Below are 22,036 nucleotides of genomic sequence, written 5' to 3'. Positions count from 1 at the left end.
GTGACTGGTGACTGGTGACTGGTGACTGCCTTGAACAGAGAGCGTCATTGCGAGGAGCTTGCGACGAAGCAATCTGCCCGCACAGGCAGGACTTAGCCAAGAGAAGTATTCAGTAAACAGTAATCAGTAATAGGATTTTTTAATCGTAAATCGTAAATCGTAAATCGGATTAATCGTAAATTTAATTTTAAACAGGATAAAATTTTGACTTTCAATTTCAAACCTTTTGAAAGGCGCAACAGCCTGTTATTTGCATGTTAATAAAGAAATGGAAGGCACAAGCATCTTTATGCTAATTTTGCGACAAACCGTTAAAAGATATGACCGCTGCTAATTATTCGGAAGATACTATACGTACGCTCGACTGGAAGGAGCATATCCGGAAGCGTCCGGGTATGTACATTGGTAAACTGGGTGACGGTTCATCACAGGACGATGGCATTTATGTTCTTCTGAAGGAAGTTCTCGACAACGCCATCGATGAATTCATGATGGGCTTCGGGAAGAAGATCGATATCACACTGAATGAAAATATAGTTCAGATCCGTGACTATGGCCGCGGTATACCCCTGGGAAAAGTACTTGATGTGGCTTCGAAAATGAATACAGGTGCCAAGTACGATTCGAGGGTATTTAAAAAATCGGTTGGTCTTAACGGTGTTGGTATCAAGGCAGTCAATGCCCTGTCTTCCTTTTTTGAAATCCGTTCCTTCCGCGATGGTAAGGTAAAAACAGTAAAGTTCTGCGAAGGCAATATAACCGAGGACATACCTGAGCAGACGGTCGACGCACGCAACGGAACGCTTGTTTCCTTTGTGCCCGACCAGAAAATGTTCGGTCATTTCCGGTTTATGGAAGACTACGTGGAGTCCATGATCAAAAATTATGTGTACCTCAATGCGGGTCTTACGATTAACCTTAACGGGAATCCGTTTTTTTCAAAGGAAGGGCTTGTTGACCTGCTACATGAAAATGTGAACGGCGACAGCCTCTATTCTCTTATACATCTTACTGATGAAGATGTGGAACTCGCCATGACACACGGAACGCATTACGGCGAGATCTATTACACGTTTGTGAACGGCCAGCATACCACCCAGGGCGGAACCCACCTGGCAGCCTTCAAAGAGGCGCTTGTTAAGACAATCCGGGAATTCTATAAAAAAGATTTCGATCCGTCAGATATCCGTGCCTCCGTCGTAGCCGCACTTAGCCTGAAAATCGAGGAACCGGTGTTCGAATCTCAAACCAAAACCAAGCTGGGATCGAAAGAGATGTCGCCTGACGGTGTTTCAATCCGCAATTTCATAACCGATTTTCTTAAAAAACACCTTGATAATTACCTGCATAAGCATCCTGAAACGGCTGACCTGCTGCTCAAAAAGATAATCGAATCGGAAAAAGAGCGAAAGGCTATTTCAGGAATCCAGAAGCTGGCAAAGGAAAGGGCTAAGAAATCAAGTTTGCATAACCGGAAGTTGCGCGATTGCAAAATTCATCTCAACGATAATGACGAGCGCAGGCTCGATTCAACCATATTTATCACTGAGGGCGATTCAGCAAGCGGATCCATCACCACATCCCGCGATGTGGCCACACAGGCCGTGTTCAGTCTGAAAGGCAAGCCCCTGAATGTGTACGGTCTTACAAAGAAGATTGTATACGAAAACGAAGAATTCAACCTGTTGCAGGCGGCACTGGATATTGAAGACGGTCTTGAAAATCTCCGCTATAACAATGTGGTTATCGCCACCGATGCCGATGTTGACGGGATGCATATACGACTCCTGCTCATGACTTTCTTTCTCCAGTTTTTCCCTGAACTGGTAAGGCAGGGTCACCTGTTTATCCTTCAAACGCCGTTGTTCAGGGTGAGAAATAAAAAGCATACCTACTATTGTTATACCGACGATGAAAAGGAAGGTGCAATCAGGAAGCTGGGAGCAAATCCCGAAATCACCCGTTTTAAAGGACTGGGTGAAATATCGCCTGACGAATTCAGGCATTTTATCGGTAAAGATATCCGGCTTGAACCGGTGAGGGTAAAAAGAGGCGAGCATGTGCAGGACATTCTTCCGTTTTACATGGGCAAAAACACCCCCGAGCGCCAGGAGTTCATCATCGGAAATCTGCGTGTGGAGGAAGACCTTGTAGATGCCGTATAATATTTCAAAAAAGACTTTTATTAATGGACTCTGAGGATCTCTATAAAAGGGATGAAAACGAAGAAGGGCAGCTGGATAATGCATTGCCCGGAGAGGAGGGATTAACGGAGGATCCGCTTATCGGTACCGGTCATGTAACTGAACTGGCCGGTAAATATAAGGACTGGTTTCTCGATTATGCTTCATATGTGATTCTCGAAAGGGCGGTTCCCCACCTGGACGACGGTTTAAAGCCCGTGCAGCGGAGAATTCTGCATGCCATGAGGCAGATCGAGGATGGGCGGTATAACAAAGTGGCTAACATCATTGGTCAGACCATGCAATACCATCCGCATGGCGATGCCTCGATCGGTGACGCGCTTGTTCAGTTGGGTCAGAAAGATCTTCTCATCGACACCCAGGGTAACTGGGGCAATATTTACACCGGTGACGGGGCGGCTGCCTCGAGGTATATTGAAGCACGTCTTTCCAAATTTGCCCAGGAAGTTGTTTTTAATCCGAGGATAACCAACTGGAAACTTTCATATGACGGAAGAAACAAAGAGCCCATTACGCTGCCTGTGAAATTTCCGCTGTTGCTTGCCCAGGGTGTTGAAGGAATTGCTGTGGGACTTGCATCCAAAATCCTTCCGCATAACTTCAATGAGCTTATCGATGCTTCCATCGCTTATCTCCAGGGAAAGCCATTTGAATTGTTCCCTGATTTCCCGACAGGAGGGCTCATTGATGTATCAAGATACAATGACGGACTTCGCGGAGGTATTGTAAGGATCAGGGCAAAAATAACAAAACAGGAAAGAAAGTCGCTCATCATAAATGACTTGCCATTCGGTCAGACAACCGTTACCCTGATTGATTCGATCCTAAAGGCCAATGAAAAAGGAAAGATAAAAATCCGCAAAATAGAGGATAATACGGCCGGCCAGGTAGAAATCATCGTTCACCTGCTTCCCGGTACCGATCCGGATATTACAATTGATGCCCTGTACGCCTTCACTGATTGTGAAGTGCCTGCCTCTCCCAATTCCTGTGTGATCAGGGATGAAAAGCCTGTTTTCCTGGGCGTTTCCGATATGCTTAAAATGTCGGTTGACAACACGATTAAGCTCCTTACGGCAGAACTGAATATCAGGATGGATGAGCTGAATGAGATATGGCATTATTCTTCACTTGAAAAGATTTTTATCGAGAATGAGCTTTATGAGCCCATTAAGCAGTGTAAGACCGAAGAGGACATACTGGCCACCATTCATACAGGACTAAAGCCTTTCCGGAATTTGCTGAGACGCGATATTATTACCGAAGACCTTGTAAAGCTTTCCATAATTCCCATCAAGCGAATTTCAAAATTCAGCAGTTTCAAGGCCGATGAGCACATACGGCAGACTGAGGCTGAAATGGAGGAGGTAAAGAATCACCTGGCAAACATTATTCCATACACCATAAGCTATTACCGGCAGATTAAAAAGAAATACGGGGCCGGGAGGGAAAGAAAAACCGAGATCAGGAGCTTTGATACCATTATGGCTACCGAAGTGGCTGTGGCCAATGAAAAGCTGTATGTGAACAGGGCCGAGGGCTTCATAGGCACAGGGTTGAAGAAAGATGAATACATCTGCGACTGTTCGGACATCGATGATATCCTGGTGATCAGGAAGACAGGAAAATACCTGATCACTAAAGTGGCTGAAAAACAATTCGTCGGCAAAGATATCGAGTATGCCGGTGTATTCAAGAAAAACGATGAGCGTACGATATTCAACATCATTTATCGCGACGGCGAAACCGGCATCATATATATAAAACGGTGTGCTATCACCAGTCTCACACGCGATAAAGAATATGATCTTGCAAAAAGTGAAGGATCGAAAATACTTTATATGAGCGTGAATCCTAACGGCGAGGCCGAAACCGTTAAGGTCACCCTGAAACCCAGGCCGCGCATTAAAAACCTTGTTTTCGATGCCGAATTCAGCAATACGGATATAAAGGGGAAAGCCTCTATCGGCAATATTCTCACACGGTATCCTGTCCATAAGATTGAACTGAAAGAGAAAGGTATATCCACCCTTGGGGGCAAGAAAATATGGTGGGATTCTTATGTAAGAAGGCTCAGGGATGACGGGAAAGGGGAGTACCTTGGAGAATTCAGCGGCCATGATAAGATCCTTGTGATGACCCAGTCGGGCCTCATCCGGTTCTCTGGATTTGAATTGACAACCCATTTTGAAGAAGACCTGATCCTGATCACAAAGTACGATCCTTCAAAAGTTTTCACCGTGATATATTACGACGGCGAACAAAAATTCAATTATATTAAGCGATTCCAGGCCGAGGCCACTGAAAAACAGGGCAGGTTCTTTGATGAACATGCCAAATCGAAATTCGTGCTTCTTTCGGATAAAGACTTCCCGCGGGTTGAGATCAAATTCGGAGGAAAGCATAAAAAGCGCGAACCGGAAGTTATTGAAGCCGCTGATTTCATTGCCGTCAAGAGCTATAAGGCTAAAGGTAAGCGGTTAACCAATTTTGAAGTGGCATCAATAAGCGAACTCGAACCGGTCAGGTTTAAAGAGCCTGAGCCACTTCCTGAGCCACCTGCTGAAGAAACCGAGACGCCATCCGAGAAACCCGATTTGCCTGAGGGTGGGGATACCGGTGAGCAAATGTCACTTTTCTGATGACAACCCCTGTTTAGGCAGGGTACTGTTGAATGACAGACGAATTTGCAATTGAAGGGTTCATGTATTATCTTCGTTCCCTTTGAACCAAAACCTAAAAGAGGGTGAAGCTCAAATCAACACCATCCGTTCTTTCCGGAGATATACTGGTTCCGGCTTCAAAGTCGCACACCATAAGGGCTGTGGCTTTTGCTGCCGTTGCACACGGAACTTCGGTAATACGGAATCCCCTTATGTCGGATGATGCCCGTTCAGCTTTATCAGGTGCCATTGAAATGGGAGCCGCGGTCACCATGGGTGACGACTGGATAATCCGCGGAACAGGAGGCCGGCTATCCGAAAATTGCCGCCATATTGATGTCGGAAATTCAGGAACTTCACTGAGAATACTCACTGCATTATGTGCCCTTGCGGATCATCCCGTATCTTTTGACGGGGATAAATCAATCCGTCAACGGCCCATGCAACCGCTCCTGTCTGCACTCCAGAGTCTGGGTGCCCGAACGATTGAATCAGCGGGCGGGAAATGCCCTTTTACAATATTGGGTCCGATAAATGGCGGCAGAACAACAGTGAACGGGGTGAGTTCACAATTCCTTACTGCGCTTCTGATCACGTGTCCTCTTGCACCGCAGGATACAGAAATCATAGTTGAAAATCTGAACGAACGGCCTTATGTAGAAATTACACTCGACTGGCTGAGGCGTATGGGAATAGCATTTGAGAATAAAGGTCTTGATTGGTTCAGGATAAAAGGAAACCAGGAATACAGCGCATTTGACAGGAATGTTCCGGCCGACTTCTCAACGGCAACCTTTCCGTTATGTGCTGCAGCCGTTACCGGTTCAACACTCACAATCAAAGGGCTGGATTTTGCGGACCACCAGGGTGATAAAGCGGTTTTTGAATATTTTGAGAAGATGGGAATGGATATCAGAAAGATGGATACCGGTGTGAAAGTAAGCGGCCGCAGGCTTAAGGGAATTGATATCGATATGAACGCCACACCTGATGCACTGCCTGCTATGGCGGTGGCCGGATGCTTTGCAGAAGGAACTACAAGGCTTCTGAATGTTCCTCAGGCCCGGTTAAAAGAATGCGACCGGATTGCAGCCATGGCAAAAGAGCTTTCAAAGATGGGCGCTGATATTGAAGAGTTACCCGACGGACTGATTATAAAACAAAGCAAATTAACCGGAACCGCTGTTCACGGATATGACGATCACAGGCTGGTGATGTCACTTTCAATTGCCGGACTGGCAGCATCAGGTCAGACTATTGTTGACACGGCCGAATCGGCTTCTGTGACGTACCCGGCGTTTGTGGATGACATGAAGCGGCTGGGAGCCAGCTTCGAAGTATTTTAAACGTGAAACCTTTAACCTAAATACTTATGCTTGGATGCACATACGGAACTCTTTTTAAAACCACGGTTGCAGGTGGTTCTTACCAGGAAGGGCTATCAATCAACATCCAGGGTGTTCCGCCCGGATATCACTTCAGTGAAGAAGAAATATATGTAGAACTCATGCTTCGCAAACCCGGGCAGGGTGAACTGACTTCACCCCGCCGTGAAGCCGATGTTCCTATTATATTCAGCGGAGTGAATGCGGCCGACACTATGCCGGGATTTAAAAATGCCGGTTTTACAAATGGTACGCCCATGGTTATCCTTATTCCCAATGTCGACAGGCATATGGAACACATCGAGCAATATCAGTCGACAAACCGCACCCCGCGCCCCGGTCATGCATCATATGCCTCTTATCAGAAATACGGATCATGGGATGATTCAATCGGCGCAGGCTTTTTCAGCGGCCGATATACTTCATCCATAGTGGCTGCAGGCTGTATAGCCAAAAAGATATTGAAGGACCATGGCATTGAAGTCGTATCGTTTGTAAGGGAAGCCGCCGGTATACGGATGAAGGATATGCCTTTGAGTGAAATCAGGAAAAAGGCAGCGGCATACCGCGAAGTGCGTAAGCAGTACGATCCGATTTACCTCGAGCTTTTTGCTTCGGGTAAAATGAATGATTCACAGCGGTTTTTTGAGAAAGCCGCCATACTGGCTGAACTTGAAACCCGCATTCCTCTTATTTCCCGACCGATTTATAATGAAGAGGAAGTAAGGAAAAACTACGGGATCAACCCGAAATTATTCTGTCCCGATCCGGATGTGGCCGACCGCATGTACGATGAAATTCTCAGGATCATGCAGGACGGCGATTCGTCAGGTGGTATTGTTGAAGTTGTTGTGACAGGTGTTCCGGCTGGTATGGGCGAGCCTGTTTTCAATAAGCTTGATGGTGAACTGGGGCGTTTAATGAGTATCGGTACAGTGAAAGCAGTTGAAATAGGCTGTGGTATGGATGCCGCAAAAATGACAGGCTCACAATGTAATGATGCCATGTATGTTGAAAACGGTAAAGTGGTTTTCACATCAAACAATGCAGGCGGCATAACCGGCGGGTTAACAACCGGTCAGGACATTGTAGCCCGCGTGGCTGTAAAACCCACCCCCACCATTGCCAAACCACAGCACACTGTGGATAAGGTAAGTCTTGAAAATAAGGAGCTGGCGGCAGTAACCCGCCGTGATCCCACTATTGTTGCCCGAATGTGGCCTGTTGTTGAAGCATTCACTGCGTTGATCATTCTCGATGCGTATATGCTCCATATCGGCTACCAGGCTATGAAACCAAAAGCATAATCAACATAATTTCATGACAATGAACAATAAATCGATTTACGGAATGAAGTGGGCATATGTATTGCTGCTCGCATTCATGTTCCCCGCCCTTTCAAGGAGCGAGGTAAAGCTGCCGTATATCCTTTCGGATAATATGGTGCTTCAGCGCGACCTGCCGGTTAACATCTGGGGTTGGGCCAATCCCGGTGAAAAAGTCACAGTGACATTCTCAAACCAGAAACTTACTGCTAAGGCAGGTAAGACAGGAGAATGGAAAGTTCAACTGAAGCCGCTGACGGCAGGCGGACCTTTTGAAATGACAATTAAGGGAAAAAATACAATTGTTTTGAAAAACATACTGATTGGTGATGTTTGGGTGTGCGGGGGACAGTCGAACATGGAATGGCCGCTTGCGCAATCCCGAAACTGGGCAACGGATAAGAATGATGTGAAGAATCCGAATATCAGGTTGTTCTATGTTCCCAAGAACATGAGTTTCAAACCGCTGGATAATACGAAAGAAGCGCAATGGCAGCCCTGCAATGAAGAATCGGCGCCGAGGTTCTCAGCTATCGGCTATTATTTCGGTAAGAATCTGGCAAAAGAACTGAATGTACCCATCGGGCTCATCAACAGCAACTGGGGAGGAACCGATATTGAAACATGGATCAGCCTTGAAACCATGTATGCCGATAAGGATTATACAGCTGCTATTGATAAGGTAAAGAGCCAGAACATTGAACAGCTTCAGAAAGAAGCCGATGCCAATGCAAAAAAGTGGATGAATGCAATTAATAACGAAGACCCGGGAGTTGTGAATAAATGGTTCCTGCCGGAAACAGGGACTACCGACTGGAAAACGATGAAATTGCCCCAGACTTGGGAAGGTGCCGGCCTGCCTTCGCTGGACGGTGTGGTATGGTTCAGGAAGGAATTTACTGTAAGCGCCGCAGATGCAGCCAAAGATGCGATTGTAAGCCTGGGACCCATTGATGACAACGATCTGACGTACCTGAATGGTAAACTCATTGGCAAGACCGAACAGTATGACGCTCCGAGGTCCTATAAAGTACCGGCGGGTACACTTAAACCCGGAGTGAATGTAATAGCCGTGAAAGTAATTGATACAGGTGGAGGCGGAGGATTATGGGGTATGGATAACCAGCTTTATGTGGATGCAGGTGGTACAAAGATTGGCCTGGCAGGCGACTGGTCGTATAAAGTAGGGCTCGATCTTCCCGCACCAAAGGACGTTTCAAGTCCCAATAGTTCCCCCTCTTTGCTTTACAACGCCATGATCAACCCGATTATCAATTTCCCGATTAAAGGTGTGATTTGGTATCAGGGCGAAAACAATGCCGGTAATTTCATAAAATACAGGTCCCTATTTCCCGGTATGATCCGTGACTGGAGAAAAAAATGGAACGTCGGTGATTTTACGTTCCTGTTTGTACAGCTGGCCAATTATATGGAACCGCCTAAAGTTCCGCAACAGAGTTCATGGGCCGGCTTACGTGAAGCCCAGACAATGACTCTTGCCGAGCCCAATACGGGTATGGCCGTGATTATTGACATTGGTGATGCAAAAGATATCCATCCGCGTGATAAGGATGACGTCGGATACCGTCTGTCGCTTGCAGCCCTTAAAAAGGCATATGGCCGTGACATCGTGTATTCAGGCCCCATCTATAAATCGATGAAAATCGATAATGATAAGATCCTTATTGATTTTGACCAGGTGGGTTCAGGGTTGGAAATCCATGATAAATACGGGTACCTGAAATCATTTGCCATTGCCGGGGCCGATAAGAAATTCGTTTGGGCAAAAGCATATGTTACTGCAGACAACAAGGTTGGTGTTTACAGTCCTGATGTAAAGAATCCTGTTGCAGTGCGCTATGCCTGGGCCGATAATCCTGATGATGCAAACCTCTATAACAAGGAAGGTTTGCCCGCATCACCGTTCAGAACGGACGACTGGTAAGAATCTTTAACCCGATCGTAGAGACGCGATTCATCGCGTCTCTGATTCATCGCGTCTCTGCGACCGGGTTATAAATTTTGAAGGCATTAAGCCAGAATCAGTAAAAATCACTATCTTTCTGTGCTAAACATAAATAATCAGTCATGATTAAGGAACGGTTTGTGGATTATGTTGAAAACAGCATAAAGAAAAACTGGCACCTTCCGGCACTTTCCGATTACAATGGCGAAAAACTTACTTACGCAGATACCGGCAATTACATCCTTAAATTTCATCTTCTCTTTGAAAAGGCCGGAATAAAAAAAGGTGATAAAATTGCATTGGTGGGTAAAAATTCTGCCCGCTGGTGCTGTATTTACCTGGCAGTAACATCATACGGCGCCGTGGTAGTGCCGGTTCTGCCTGATTTCAAACCCGACGATATCCAGTCCATTGTAAATCATTCCGATTCAATACTTCTGTTTTGTACAGACACTATTTTCCAGTCGGTTGACTCTTCAAAACTGCCTGCCATTCAGGCCATCATATCGCTGAACAATTTTGAATTGTTCCACAGCAGTTCGGATGAGATCACCGCTTTGATGGCAGATCTCGATATGGCATTTAAAACGAAGTATCCCTCGGGTATTACGGGAGATACCTTCGATTTGCCTGAAATCAGTAATGAAGAACTCGCTGTTATAAGCTATACATCGGGAACAACAGGCTTTTCAAAGGGTGTTATGCTTCAGCACAACAGCCTGGCAGCCAATGTCAGGTATGCACAGAACAATATGCCTCTTGTCCCCGGCGATCCGATCGTTTCATTTTTACCGTTGGCTCATTCCTACGGATGCGCTTTTGAATTCCTATTCCCTTTCTCAATCGGATGCCACATCACCATTTTAACCAAAACACCTTCACCGCAGATTGTTACGCAGGCGTTCCAGGAAGTGAAGCCAAGGCTCATCCTATCAGTTCCGCTTGTTATTGAAAAGATTTTCAAAGCGAGAATTTTACCCGTAATCCGCAAATTCCCTGTAAATGTGATCCTGCGGATTCCTTTATTAAGGAGGTTAATCTATAAGAAAATCAAGGCCAACCTGGTTCAGGCTTTTGGAGGTAATTTCGCTGAGGTTGTCATAGGAGGCGCCGCTTTCAACATCGAAGCCGAAACTTTTATGAAAAAAATCGGCTTTCCGTTTGCTGTTGGGTATGGTATGACCGAATGTGGTCCCCTTATCAGCTATGCTCCATGGAACGTGAATAAAATCGGGGCAAGCGGCAGAAAGGTGGATACGCTTGAAGTGATTGTGGATTCACCAAATCCGGCAAAAATAGTGGGTGAGATCATCCTGAGAGGCGAAAACGCCATGACAGGGTATTATAAGAATCCGGAAGCCACAAAGGAGATTATTGATGATGATGGCTGGCTGCATACGGGCGACCTTGGACTGATAGACAAGGACGGATTTATCCACATAAAAGGACGGAGCAAGAATATGATCCTCGGATCCAACGGCAAGAATATTTATCCTGAAGAAATTGAGGCATCCATCAATAATAAAACCTATGTGAGTGAATCGCTGGTAGTATATCGTGATGAAAAGCTGGTGGCGCTGATTTATCCGGATTCGGACAAATTAAAAGCCGAAAATATCGATAGCAATGCATTGCTTGAAATTCTTGAGCATTATCGCAAGGAAGTAAATGCATCGCTTCCAAAGTACATGAACATAACCCGTTTCGAGCTTCACCCCGAGGAATTCGTCAAAACTCCGAAAAGAAGCATCAAGAGGTATCTGTATAACTGATGCTGGATGCTGGATACTGGATTCGCAGCCGTCATTGCGAGTAAGAACACCTTTTTAAGGATCACCCAATGATATGACGATCAGTCGTTAATATCTGGATTTATTCTATCGGGGCTATCCGCCCCGAACCCTGAGCTACTTTTTTTCTGCAGCAAAAAAAAGTAGCCAAAAAATGCCGCCGCTGCTGAAAAAATCGCTAAAAATTAATTCACTGCGCTAAAAGAAAAGAACTCGTCCGCAGGAATCGGACTCAGACAGCTTTTCTTTTTTAACGCTTCGTGAATTAATTTTTTTAACGCGTTTTTTAAGAGGCGGAGGAGGGGTCCCTAGTCGTAATCACTAAGTTCAATGAAGCGGATAGTCAATAACACCATCTCACTGCTTTGTTTTAAACCACAACGATAATCGAAGCGCCGCGGGCGGGCAGGGACAAAACGCGGAGCCGGCGTGGCTGTGAGCGGGATGAAAGAAGTTGGGTTCGGGGTGAAACCCCGGTTAAAGCTCTACCACCATCCCAATCGTCGGTAGCACCGTGCCGTTCTCATACGGCAGGTATTTCAGCTTGTAGCGTGTGGGATCAGCAGGATCAACAACCGGGTTACCACTCGCATCGCGTTCAACTACCAGGATATCCGGCGATTTGGATTTAAAATTATACGCGTTCTGCACATCAAAATACAGGTTGAGCGACCATTTCTTAAAGAAATATTCCTTGTCAATCCTGAGGTCGAGCTGCTGAAAACTTTCAAGACGGCCGGTGTTGAACCGGTTGTAATCGGGATACCCCTGTCCCTTTGCGTCCCAGGCTTCTATGAGTGACGACCGGTTAAAGTCGTAAGGTGTGTAAGGTCCGCCTCCGACAAATCTCCATTTGGCGCCCACATTCCAGTTCTTATTGAATTGGGCTGCAGCTGTGATATTCAGAATATGCCGGTTATCCCATGCCGATGGTATCAGTTTACCGTTTTTATCCCCGAATTCCGACCTTACGAAAGTATAGGACAGCATTATATTAATCTTATCCGCAAATTGATCACGATAATAGACTTCAGCACCATAAGCCCTTCCCTTTGAAGTGGAAACCGCAGGCTCATCGCCGTATACTCCATAATCTGCGCCCTTGCTTGCAATGGATACCGAGTCGGTAACCGAGAACGGATACCGGCTGTACCATTTGTAAAATCCTTCAACCGACATCCTGGCATCCTGGTTGCGCCTGAATTCAATTCCGGCCACAAGGTGATCAGCCTGTATGTATTTAATTTTGTTCGTTTTATTCACCAGTTCACCGGCATCGTTCCTGTATCCGAGGGTGGTGTATGACGGTTGCTGGAAATATCGCCCCGCATTGGCATTTAAAGAAATCTTAGCGTTTATTGCCCACGATAGTGAGACCCTGGGGCTCGCCTGGTTGAAAGGATTTGACATTTCTGAAGAATACGAATTACCGTCAAGCCTTAACCCTGCAGACACTGTCAACTGATCATTAAAAAACTCCCGGCTGGCCTGCAGAAAAGCATTATACCTGTAAAATTCAATTGCTGATTTATAGTTTAAAGAAAGGAGGGTGTCTTTTCCCTGTGGTATAAAAACCTTCCTGAATGTGTTATTGTTGTATTTAGCCTGTTCAAATCCGAAACCAGAGATCAGCTTCACCCCGTTATTCCTGTAGGTGTTTTCAAACCGCAGTTTGTTTTCAATTTCCTGCGATTGATACCTGAGTAAGGGATCGCCGTTCTTTTCATTATTCACATCCTTTGACGATCCATTATCAAGCATATTGCGGCTCAGCACAAGGGTTGAATAGGAGTGTTCGGCATAATGCCTATAAACCGCACCAATGGCATAAGTCCACTGATCATAGGCCGGAAGATAGCTGAGTATGTACTGCTGTTCCTCGGTAGGATTATCAATGCCCGTATTCAGCACACTTTTATCAAGTGAACCAATGCTTAAAAATGTAAGTTCGTTTTTCTGGTCAAATCTGGTTTTTACTTTAACCGTGTAATCATTAAATGTAGGCAGAAACGGAAGTTTAAGTGCACTGAAAAGAAACTTGAGATAGGATCTTCTGAAAGAGACGAGCAAAGTTGTCTTTTTACCTGCAGGTCCCGAAATACTGCCTGCCACTTCGCTTGCCCCTATGGCAGCCCTGTAGCGCATCCTGTCAGGGTTCCCGTCAATCAGTTTCATTTCTAGCACCGAACTGAGCAGGTTTCCGCGGTTTGCCGGAAAGGCGCCCGTAAAAAGGTCAGCCTCACGGATGAAGTCGCTGTTGATAATACCAATCGATCCCCCGCTTGCGCCCTGGGTTCCGAAATGGTTCAGGTTGGGAATTTCTATTCCGTCAACAAAGAACCGGTTTTCAGATGGTCCTCCGCCTCTGATGATCAGGTCGTTTCTGTACGACAGCCCTGATGCCACACCCGGAAGAACCTGGATTACTTTTGATATATCACGGTTGCTGCCCGGACTTCTTTCGATTTCAGCAATACCAATGGATTTTAGTGAAACCGGACTTTCTTCAGCCCTTTTAAAAGCGGTGGCTTTTACCACCACCTCGTCAAGTTCAAGCGGTTTTTCTTTCAGGGCAATATCTATAAAGGCTGAACGGGCGTTAGTTACATGAAATTCCTCTGTAAGAAATGGCTCGAAACCCACCGACTGCGCCGCTATTTTGTAATATCCGGGCTTAAGTCCTGTGAATACAAAGCCTCCCGCCGTATCACTTAATGTAGTTATGTTGGTGCCTTCAATTCCGAGTGTTACAAAGCCCAGGGGTTCATTGCTCGAGGAATTGTAAACCCTTCCTTTTACACTTCCGTTCTGTGCGCCGATTGTTATTGTAAGAAACAGGAGCGGAAGCAGTAAAAACAATTTTCTAATATGAATATTGGATATCATTGGATCTTGTTTAATATTTCAAAGAATACGTTAAACAGATCAATTGTTTTTTTGTTCATTACATGGTTATGTTGTAATAAATTACCTGAATGGTAAACATGAAAGAGGATATTGTGTTAATTACCGGGGCAACCGGTTTGATAGGCCGGAATCTGACCGGCTTGCTGCTGCAAAACGGTTATAAAGTTAGCATATTCAGTCGGAAACGTATTGATATCCCCGGTATAAAGGTTTTCCTGTGGAACCCTGATAAAGGCGAAGCCGACGAAGAAGCGGTTAAGACAAGCGATTATATTGTTCACCTTGCAGGAACGAATATTGCAGGTAAACGATGGACAGCAGCACAAAAGGAAGAAATATTCCGCAGCCGTATAGGATCAGGTATGCTATTGCTTAAAATGGCCAGGGAAACCGGCAGTAACATAAAAGCCTTCATTACCGCATCTGGCATCAATTATTACGGAACGTTAACGTCGGAAAAGATATTTAGTGAATCGGATCCGCCGGCCTCTGATTTCCTGGGCAGGATCTGCAAGGTATGGGAAGAAACGGCTGATGAATTTGCGAAACTTGGATCAAGAAGCGTTAAAATCCGCACAGCTATTGCACTGAGCGAAAGGGGTGGAATCCTGGAGAAAATGGCGGCTTCCGCGAGCCTGGGAGTGACGCCTGTCTTTGGCAGCGGCCGGCAATATATGCCGTGGATCCATATTGATGATTTGTGCAGAATATATCTGAAGGCTGTTTCTGACCCGGTCATGCAGGGCGCATATAATGCAGTGGCCCCTGAGCATGTAACAAACCGGGAGTTTATGAAAACTCTGGCGGAAGCCCGTAACAAACCTTTAATAGCGCCTCCGGTTCCTGCCGCCATTCTTAAACTGGCATTCGGTGAAATGGCCGGTTTACTTTTAGAGGGAAGCAGGATGTCGTCAGAAAAAATCAGGCAAACGGGATTTGAATTCAGGTATCCACTGCTGAAAGAGGCTTTCAATGACCTGATTTGAAGAAGCAAGTCACAACCGGAACATTTCTGACTTTTAGCTGTTATTTCTCTGATCCTTAATAAATACTAATCTCATGAATATACTTATAGGCATCTTTATCGTGGTAGCTGTTGTTGTTCTTTTGATTCTCCTTACAGCCTTGTTTCTGAAAAAGAACTATACAGTTAAAAGAGAAATCATAATTAATAAAGGCAAAGATTTTGTTTTTGATTATATAAAGTATCTGAAGAACCAGCCAAATTACAGTAAATGGGCTAAAATGGACCCGCAAATGAAACTTACATTTACAGGCACAGACGGTGAACCCGGCTTTGTATACAGGTGGGAAAGTACGAATAAGAATGTGGGACAGGGCGAACAAACGATTTCAAAAATTGAGCGCGGAAAACGGATTGATTATGATCTGCATTTTATGAAACCTTTTGATTCCAGGGCGTTGGTATATCTCAGTACAGAACCTGCATCAGAAAATACTACAAGGGTGGAGTGGGGAATGTCGAGCCACATGAAATACCCCTTTAATATTATGTTAGTTTTTATGAATATGGAAAAAATGATCGGGAATGACTTTTCAGCCGGCTTAGGTAACCTGAAAAGCATCCTCGAGTCGGGGAACTGAACCCCGCTAAATTATTGCTGTTTTCTTCTTTCCCCTTGCCAGTGACGCGAAAACTCCCAATGTACACAATACTGCGAATACAATGAATATGACCCGTACACTGCCCATAAACTGGGTTGAATTACCTTTTATCGTTGAATTTCCGATAAAAATGTGAATGGCCATGGCAGCTATAGCCATGCTGAACGTTTGACCGGTAAGTCGCATGGTTCCCAGGGTCGCGGATGCTGTACCGAGAAATCTCTTCTCCACTGAACTCATCACCGAATTGGTGTTCGGTGAGGAAAACAGGCCGAAACCGGTACCCAGTACAAACAGGGTTATCATCAGGTAGAGGTTTCCTGTATTAGCTTTAAGAAATACAAGGGAAATAAGTCCGGTTACAATTATGGCCATACCGGTAGAAGACAGGATCTGCGAATCGATTCTGTCTGATAAACGGCCGCTTACAGATGCAACAATGGCCATCATTACAGGCTGGGCCACCAGCAACAACCCGGCATTGAGCGGGTCAAGTCCGCGTACATTCTGCAAATAGAGGCTCAGGACAAAAGTGATCCCGAATGTTGCCGCATAATTGATCAGTGCAGCCAGGTTTGAAAAAGCAAATATCCTGTTCCTGCTGAACAAAGCAATATCCAGTACCGGTGATTTTTGCCTGAGTTCCCAAAATACAAAAACGATCAGCCCGGTCAGTCCTGCAGCAGTTAAGAGTACTGCACTTTTTTCAGGAAGTTTTGAAAAGCCGTACATAAGCGCCATCATGGATGGCATGTAAATGAGCGAGCCGATGATATCAAATGTGTCATTCTTTGCCTCGGCCCATTCGGCTTTTACGCCGTAAATAATTCCTGCAATAACAAGGATACCGGCCATTGCATTCACATAAAACAGGCTGTGCCAGCCATAATTCCTGGTCAGAAATCCGCCGAGAAGGGGAGCTGCGGAAAGCCCTGCATAAACGGCTGTTGTATTCCAACCGATGATGGTTCCGCGTTTTTCAGGAGGGAAAGCCGAGATGATTATAGCCATACCCGAGCTGAGGCTCATGGCACTCCCAATGCCCTGCAGGAACCGGGCAACGATAAGCATGGTTCCATTTGTCGCAAACGAGCAAAACAGGGTCGCAATTGTAAAAAACACGTTCCCGTAAAGAAGCATCCGCTTACGTCCCAGGATATCCGCCAGTTTACCGAGCGGCACAAGAAACACTGCAGCCGAGAGCAGGAATGACATGGCTATCCAGCTGGTTCCGACTGCATTCATGTTCAGTTCGGTGCTGATACTTGGCAATGCAATGGTTACGGCTGAACCCATGAAAGGATTAAAGAAGGAGGAGATCATGACAACGGCAAGCAGAATGCCGGTATTTACGTTCTGAGCTTCGTGTTTCATCGGACTCGTTTAAACTGCAGTTTTTCTTCCTTACTCATCTTCTCTGTAGCATACTGAACAATCAACCGTGGAGTAATGTCCTTCCATTTCAGCAGGAATTTCACAGTCACCTCCGGATGACGCTTCCACGATTCTCTCAGGAACCATCCCATTCCCTGGTGAACCTCACGTTCCCTGTCGGTCATCAGTATTTCAGTAAAACGGAAAAGCTCTTCGCAGTCTCTGCCGGCTTTCATCACCTTAATAAATGTTACCGGTACCGACCGCCGCTGGTACTTGTTTTCCGATTTAAGCCATTTTTTGAAATCGGCTATATCAACCAGTTTCTTTTTAAAAAAAAGCGGAAGGATGAGCATGCCGAGGGTATCGGCATGTGCCCAGTTATCGATTCCCATCCGGTACCATCCTGCAATTTCTTCAAAAGTTTCATGTGTGAATTCCTTGTGCAGTTCTTTCACTGTCAGCATGAGAATACTGATGGCGTCGTACTTTTCGGTGCTGAAGATTTCAGGCGCAGCTGAAAGCACGGTATAAAGCTGCGGCTTTTCGCTTATCATTTCCTTTGCCCCGGCATAAATCTGGGGTGCCGAAAGCCCATACCCCTTGTACAATCCTTCCTTGAAATAGCGGCTGTATTTTAATATGTTCTCGTCACTTGCGTAACGGTTGCAATAGTCGATTATGGCCTGTACCAATTGTTCGGTGTTCATTGGGTATTTTAATTACTCAAAGATAAAAAAGTCAATTACACCTTCCCGGTTCATCCTTTCTTTTTTACAATTCATCCTGAAGGTTCGCCGGGTGATTCCCTTTTATTTGATTAGCCGGCATGTTCACTGCAATTTTGATGTGAAATTAATACCTGAAGCCATGAAAACAGCAAGTTGCAGCATCCTTATCATCCTGTTAAGTTTTGGATTTAGCCTTTATTCACAGGTTAAAGTGAGTGGCAGGATAACCGACAACAAAGGACTTTCACTCCCCGGTGCCAATGTTTCGATAAAAGGTACCTATGACGGGGCTTCGGCAGATACAGCAGGCCGGTTTTCTTTTTTAGCCTCAGATACAGGAAAGCAGATTTTACAGGTGAGTTACATTGGCTATCGCACTTATGAACAGCAAATTGATTTATCCCGAAGCCTTGATTCCGTTTTAATACAAATGGACGAGCAGGCAGGAGAGATCCGGAGTGTGATGATTACAGCAGGGGCATTCGAAACGGGTGAAACCAAAAAGCCCATTGTGCTTAAACCCATGGACATTGCCACCACTCCGAGCGCTGTGGGCGATATTTATGGGGCGCTGACCACACTCCCCGGAACCCAGGTTGTAGGCAACGAAGGCGGACTGTATGTGAGGGGCGGAGAGGGATATGAAACCAAAACCTTCATCGATGGACTTATGGTGGCCAACCCCTATATGTCGAAGATGCCTGATCTGCCAACCCGCAGCCGATTTTCACCCATCCTGTTTACCGGCACGGCCTTCAGTACAGGCGGTTATTCAGCTGAATATGGACAGGCGCTTTCATCTGCCATAAACCTGAATACAACAGGGATGGCTGATCAGAACCAGGGAGCCTTCTCACTGATGACTGTGGGAATGAACGGTTCTTACACACATAAGTGGGAACGTACCTCGTTCTCGGGAACCTTGCAGTACCTGAATATGCAGCCTTATTATTCGCTCAGCAAACAGCGGATGGACTGGAAGAAGGCTCCTGAGCAAACCGGAGGCACCATGCTGTTCCGGCAGAAATTCGGCAAATACGGAATGCTCAAGGTTTTCGGTTCAACCGATAACAGTAACAGTTCTCTTTATTACAATATGACGGGATCAGATGATGATGTCACGCTCATTAAACTCGAAAATCACAATGTTTATATCAATGCGGTCTACAACGACCTGCTCTCGGAAAAATGGAGGATTAAAACCGGGATCGCTTATGGTTATGATCAGAATAAAACCGGTTTCTCACTGAACCTGCTGAACGACCAGACCCGGTCATTCCATCACAGAACGACGCTTACTTATGAAGTTCCTAAAAAATTCAACCTGAAACTGGGTGAGGAGGTCGGAGGGAACTATTTCAACAGGAGTTATTTTGCATCCGATAGCGGCAGAACGTATGGTTCCGGGATTAGATTAATGGATTATGCCTTGTATGCAGAGCCCGAAATAAGGGTGAAAGAAAAGATTGTTCTCCGCACGGGATTGCGTGCCGAATACCTCTCACTCTCAAACGAATGGCAGCTTGTTCCGCGAATTTCAGTGGCATGGCACACTGGGGATTATTCACAGGTTTCCCTTGCATGCGGCATGTTCCGTCAGCACACAGAAAACCAGGTACTGGTTATGAGTCCTTCGCTGAAATCGGAAAAAGCCGCCCATCTGATTCTTAATTACATGTATGAAGTGAACGACAGGATTTTCAGGGCTGAGATATACCAGAAGTGGTATAATAACCTGGTACGTTACGAGAGTGAAACGAATCCTGATCCGGGTACTTACAATAATGATGGTTTTGGTTATGCCCGGGGGATAGACCTTTTCTGGCGCGACAGCAAAACAATCCGCAATCTCGATTACTGGGTATCGTGGTCCTGGATTGATACAAAACGCAACTATAAAACCTATACGCAGTCAAGGATGCCTTCATTCGTGTCCCCGCAAACCCTTTCCATTGTAGGGAAATATTTCATCCGGAAATACAATACTTACACCGGGTTGACTTTTATGCATGCCAATCCGAAAACATATTACAATCCTTACATTCCGAACTCTGCAGCTGACAGGACAAAATCATACAACGACCTGAGTCTGAACATAACCTGCATCAGGCCGTTGCTCGGAACCTACTGCGCGTTTCTCATTAACATCAACAATATTGCGGGTTTTAATAATGTATACGGCTTCAATTACTCTGCTGCTGAGAATGGCGTCGGTTATGAAAAATCACCGATAAAACCTCAGTCGAAAAGGTTCTTTGTTGCCGGATTTTACCTGATCATTAAATAAACGGAAAATAAATTTTAAATCAATAAGCCATGAAATCAATTGCATTACTCATCTGCCTGTTATCACTTACTTTAACCCTGCAGGCTCAATCAGAAAAATACAGAAATGCCATGTCGGCTATGCTTCAGAAAGCCGGCACCGTTCAAACCCTTGATGAAACTGTGGCCATAGCCAATTCTTTTACGAGGATAGCCGAAGCGGAAAAAAGCGAGTGGACCGCATGGTATTATGCCGCCTTTTACAACCTTTCTGCCAATTTCAAGGAATCCGACAAGGAGAAAAAGAAACTGTATATTGACCAGGCACAGAAAATGATCGAAACCGGATTAACTCTTAAGCCTGAAGAAACCGAATTCATGGTTATTAAAGTCATGTCGTATTACGCCACCATGGCAATGGATCCGATGAATGCCATGCCGTTGCTATCAGAAGCCAATGAACTGATAAGAAAGGCAAAAACTATTAATCCCGATAACCCTCGTATTTATTTCATCGAAGCGCAGGCCATTTACAATATGCCTGTTGGTTTCGGGGGCGGAAAAGAAAAGGCATTACCGGTTTTGTTGGTAGCTAAGGAAAAATTCGACAAATTTGTTCCATCCGACAACCTTGTTCCAAACTGGGGCAGGGAACAGTGCGATTCTATGGTGATTTCCGCTCAAACCAAATAGTTCATATCATGGTTACATTCAGGTTGCCGAAAAGGCTTACGAAAGAAATCGTTTCGATACTGATCCTCCTCTTTATCGGCAACCTGATCGGTTTTATCATGGCTCCCTCCAGGCTGGGTGATCCGCGGGTATGGCTTTCCAATTCGGCCTTCTCAATAATCTTCGGCTACCCGATGATGCAATTGAGCAGTTTCTTAATGCGGAAATTCGGAAATCGCATTACCTGGGATGTCAGTCCCGTTAAACGCATAGCCGTCACCCTTGGTGTTGTAATCATTGTCGCCATAATAGTCACCCTGCTGCTGAACTATGTTTTTATAATCCGGATCAATGGAGGTTCAGGCGGTGAATTTTTCAAAACAACCCTTAGTCTCCTTGTTCTTCAGATTCTTATTGTAATATATGTCTTCAGCCTGTTTACCGCCCTCGAATTCTTTAAAATGTGGAAGGAAGGCTTAATAAAGCAGGAAACCTTGCAACGGAAGGCGCTGGAGATGCAGCTTGAAACGTTGAAAAACCAGGTTAATCCTCACTTTTTGTTCAACAGCCTCAATACGCTTACTACCCTGGTGCATAAAGACCCCGACATGGCCGAGAAACTGATCATAAACCTGTCGGATAGTTACCGGTATATTCTTGAACAGCGTGATAAAAAGCTTGTAAGCCTGGCGGTTGAAACTGAATTTGTTGACAACTACCTCGCTCTTCAGCAAACACGGTTTGGAGGCAATTTAATCGTTAAAAAAGAATTGCCGGCTTCCGATGACCTGTTTGTTATTCCTTTGTCGGTACAGATGCTGGTTGAAAATGCAATCAAGCACAACGTAATTACTTCTGACTCACCATTAACCCTGGAGCTGTTTGTTGAAGGCGACTTCCTGGTGGTGCGGAATAACCTGCAGGTAAAAACAACCGTTGTATCCGGCAAGGTTGGACTTGAAAATATAAGACAGCAGTATGCCCTGATTTCAGGAAAGGAGCCCGAAATTGTAAGGTCCGCATCCCATTTTACAGTGAAAATTCCGCTGATTAAAAACCAAAACCCTGCCGTATGACAGTGCTCATTATTGAAGATGAACCCCTGGCTGCAGAGCGCCTTGAAAGCCT

At 45.4% G+C, this 22,036-nt stretch carries 14 protein-coding genes; 11 read left to right on the top strand and 3 right to left on the bottom strand.

Annotated features, from left to right (window positions below; genetic code table 11):
• The first annotated feature begins 320 nt into the window (after positions 1 to 320).
• The 6 genes from VK179_06370 to VK179_06345 all read left to right on the top strand — a co-directional run bounded on the left by VK179_06370 (position 321) and on the right by VK179_06345 (position 11,315).
• Complete coding sequence (locus tag VK179_06370) at positions 321 to 2,165, top strand: DNA topoisomerase IV subunit B (GenBank protein ID HLO58347.1); 1,845 nt, start codon at positions 321 to 323, stop codon at positions 2,163 to 2,165.
• 23 nt (positions 2,166 to 2,188) lie between these two features.
• Entirely contained in the window at positions 2,189 to 4,846 is a 2,658-nt protein-coding gene (locus VK179_06365) for a DNA gyrase/topoisomerase IV subunit A (GenBank protein HLO58346.1), read from the top strand.
• Positions 4,847 to 4,950: 104 nt separating this feature from the next.
• Positions 4,951 to 6,213 carry a 3-phosphoshikimate 1-carboxyvinyltransferase gene (gene aroA, locus VK179_06360; GenBank protein ID HLO58345.1) on the top strand — a complete coding sequence of 421 codons (1,263 nt, stop codon included), beginning with the start codon at positions 4,951 to 4,953 and terminating at the stop codon, positions 6,211 to 6,213.
• A gap of 26 nt (positions 6,214 to 6,239) precedes the next feature.
• A complete protein-coding gene (locus tag VK179_06355; protein ID HLO58344.1) occupies positions 6,240 to 7,559 on the top strand; it encodes a chorismate synthase in 1,320 nt (439 codons plus the stop codon).
• A 19-nt stretch (positions 7,560 to 7,578) separates the two neighbouring features.
• A complete protein-coding gene (locus VK179_06350) occupies positions 7,579 to 9,522 on the top strand; it encodes a sialate O-acetylesterase (protein ID HLO58343.1) in 1,944 nt (647 codons plus the stop codon).
• A gap of 143 nt (positions 9,523 to 9,665) precedes the next feature.
• Complete coding sequence (locus VK179_06345; GenBank protein ID HLO58342.1) at positions 9,666 to 11,315, top strand: AMP-binding protein; 1,650 nt, start codon at positions 9,666 to 9,668, stop codon at positions 11,313 to 11,315.
• Between the two features lie 495 nt (positions 11,316 to 11,810).
• On the opposite strand, the gene VK179_06340 is transcribed toward VK179_06345, so the two are convergent.
• Entirely contained in the window at positions 11,811 to 14,219 is a 2,409-nt protein-coding gene (locus VK179_06340) for a TonB-dependent receptor (protein HLO58341.1), read from the bottom strand.
• Positions 14,220 to 14,308: 89 nt separating this feature from the next.
• Between VK179_06340 and VK179_06335 the strand changes: the two genes are divergently transcribed.
• Positions 14,309 to 15,226: a TIGR01777 family oxidoreductase gene (locus VK179_06335; protein ID HLO58340.1), complete on the top strand. Its 918-nt coding sequence runs from the start codon at positions 14,309 to 14,311 to the stop codon at positions 15,224 to 15,226.
• Positions 15,227 to 15,299: 73 nt separating this feature from the next.
• Complete coding sequence (locus VK179_06330; protein HLO58339.1) at positions 15,300 to 15,845, top strand: SRPBCC family protein; 546 nt, start codon at positions 15,300 to 15,302, stop codon at positions 15,843 to 15,845.
• 6 nt (positions 15,846 to 15,851) lie between these two features.
• Here VK179_06330 and VK179_06325 read toward each other — a convergent pair whose 3' ends face one another.
• Together VK179_06325 and VK179_06320 are read right to left on the bottom strand one after the other, a co-directional pair.
• Positions 15,852 to 17,240 carry an MFS transporter gene (locus tag VK179_06325; protein HLO58338.1) on the bottom strand — a complete coding sequence of 463 codons (1,389 nt, stop codon included), beginning with the start codon at positions 17,238 to 17,240 and terminating at the stop codon, positions 15,852 to 15,854.
• Positions 17,237 to 17,950 (bottom strand): DNA alkylation repair protein, encoded by a 714-nt coding sequence (locus VK179_06320; GenBank protein HLO58337.1) that lies wholly within the window; start codon positions 17,948 to 17,950, stop codon positions 17,237 to 17,239. The genes VK179_06325 and VK179_06320 overlap by 4 nt, the downstream gene beginning before the upstream one ends.
• Positions 17,951 to 18,110: 160 nt before the next feature.
• Between VK179_06320 and VK179_06315 the strand changes: the two genes are divergently transcribed.
• Genes VK179_06315 through VK179_06305 form a run of 3 tightly spaced genes read left to right on the top strand, consistent with a single transcriptional unit; the run spans position 18,111 to position 21,984 of the window.
• A complete protein-coding gene (locus tag VK179_06315; GenBank protein HLO58336.1) occupies positions 18,111 to 20,258 on the top strand; it encodes a TonB-dependent receptor in 2,148 nt (715 codons plus the stop codon).
• A gap of 29 nt (positions 20,259 to 20,287) precedes the next feature.
• Positions 20,288 to 20,929 (top strand): hypothetical protein, encoded by a 642-nt coding sequence (locus VK179_06310; protein ID HLO58335.1) that lies wholly within the window; start codon positions 20,288 to 20,290, stop codon positions 20,927 to 20,929.
• Between the two features lie 8 nt (positions 20,930 to 20,937).
• Complete coding sequence (locus VK179_06305; GenBank protein HLO58334.1) at positions 20,938 to 21,984, top strand: histidine kinase; 1,047 nt, start codon at positions 20,938 to 20,940, stop codon at positions 21,982 to 21,984.
• Positions 21,985 to 22,036 lie beyond the last annotated feature (52 nt).

Source organism: Bacteroidales bacterium (assembly GCA_035299085.1).
Taxonomy (GTDB): Bacteria; Bacteroidota; Bacteroidia; order Bacteroidales; family UBA10428; genus UBA5072.
This window is presented reverse-complemented; position numbering and strand designations above follow the sequence as displayed.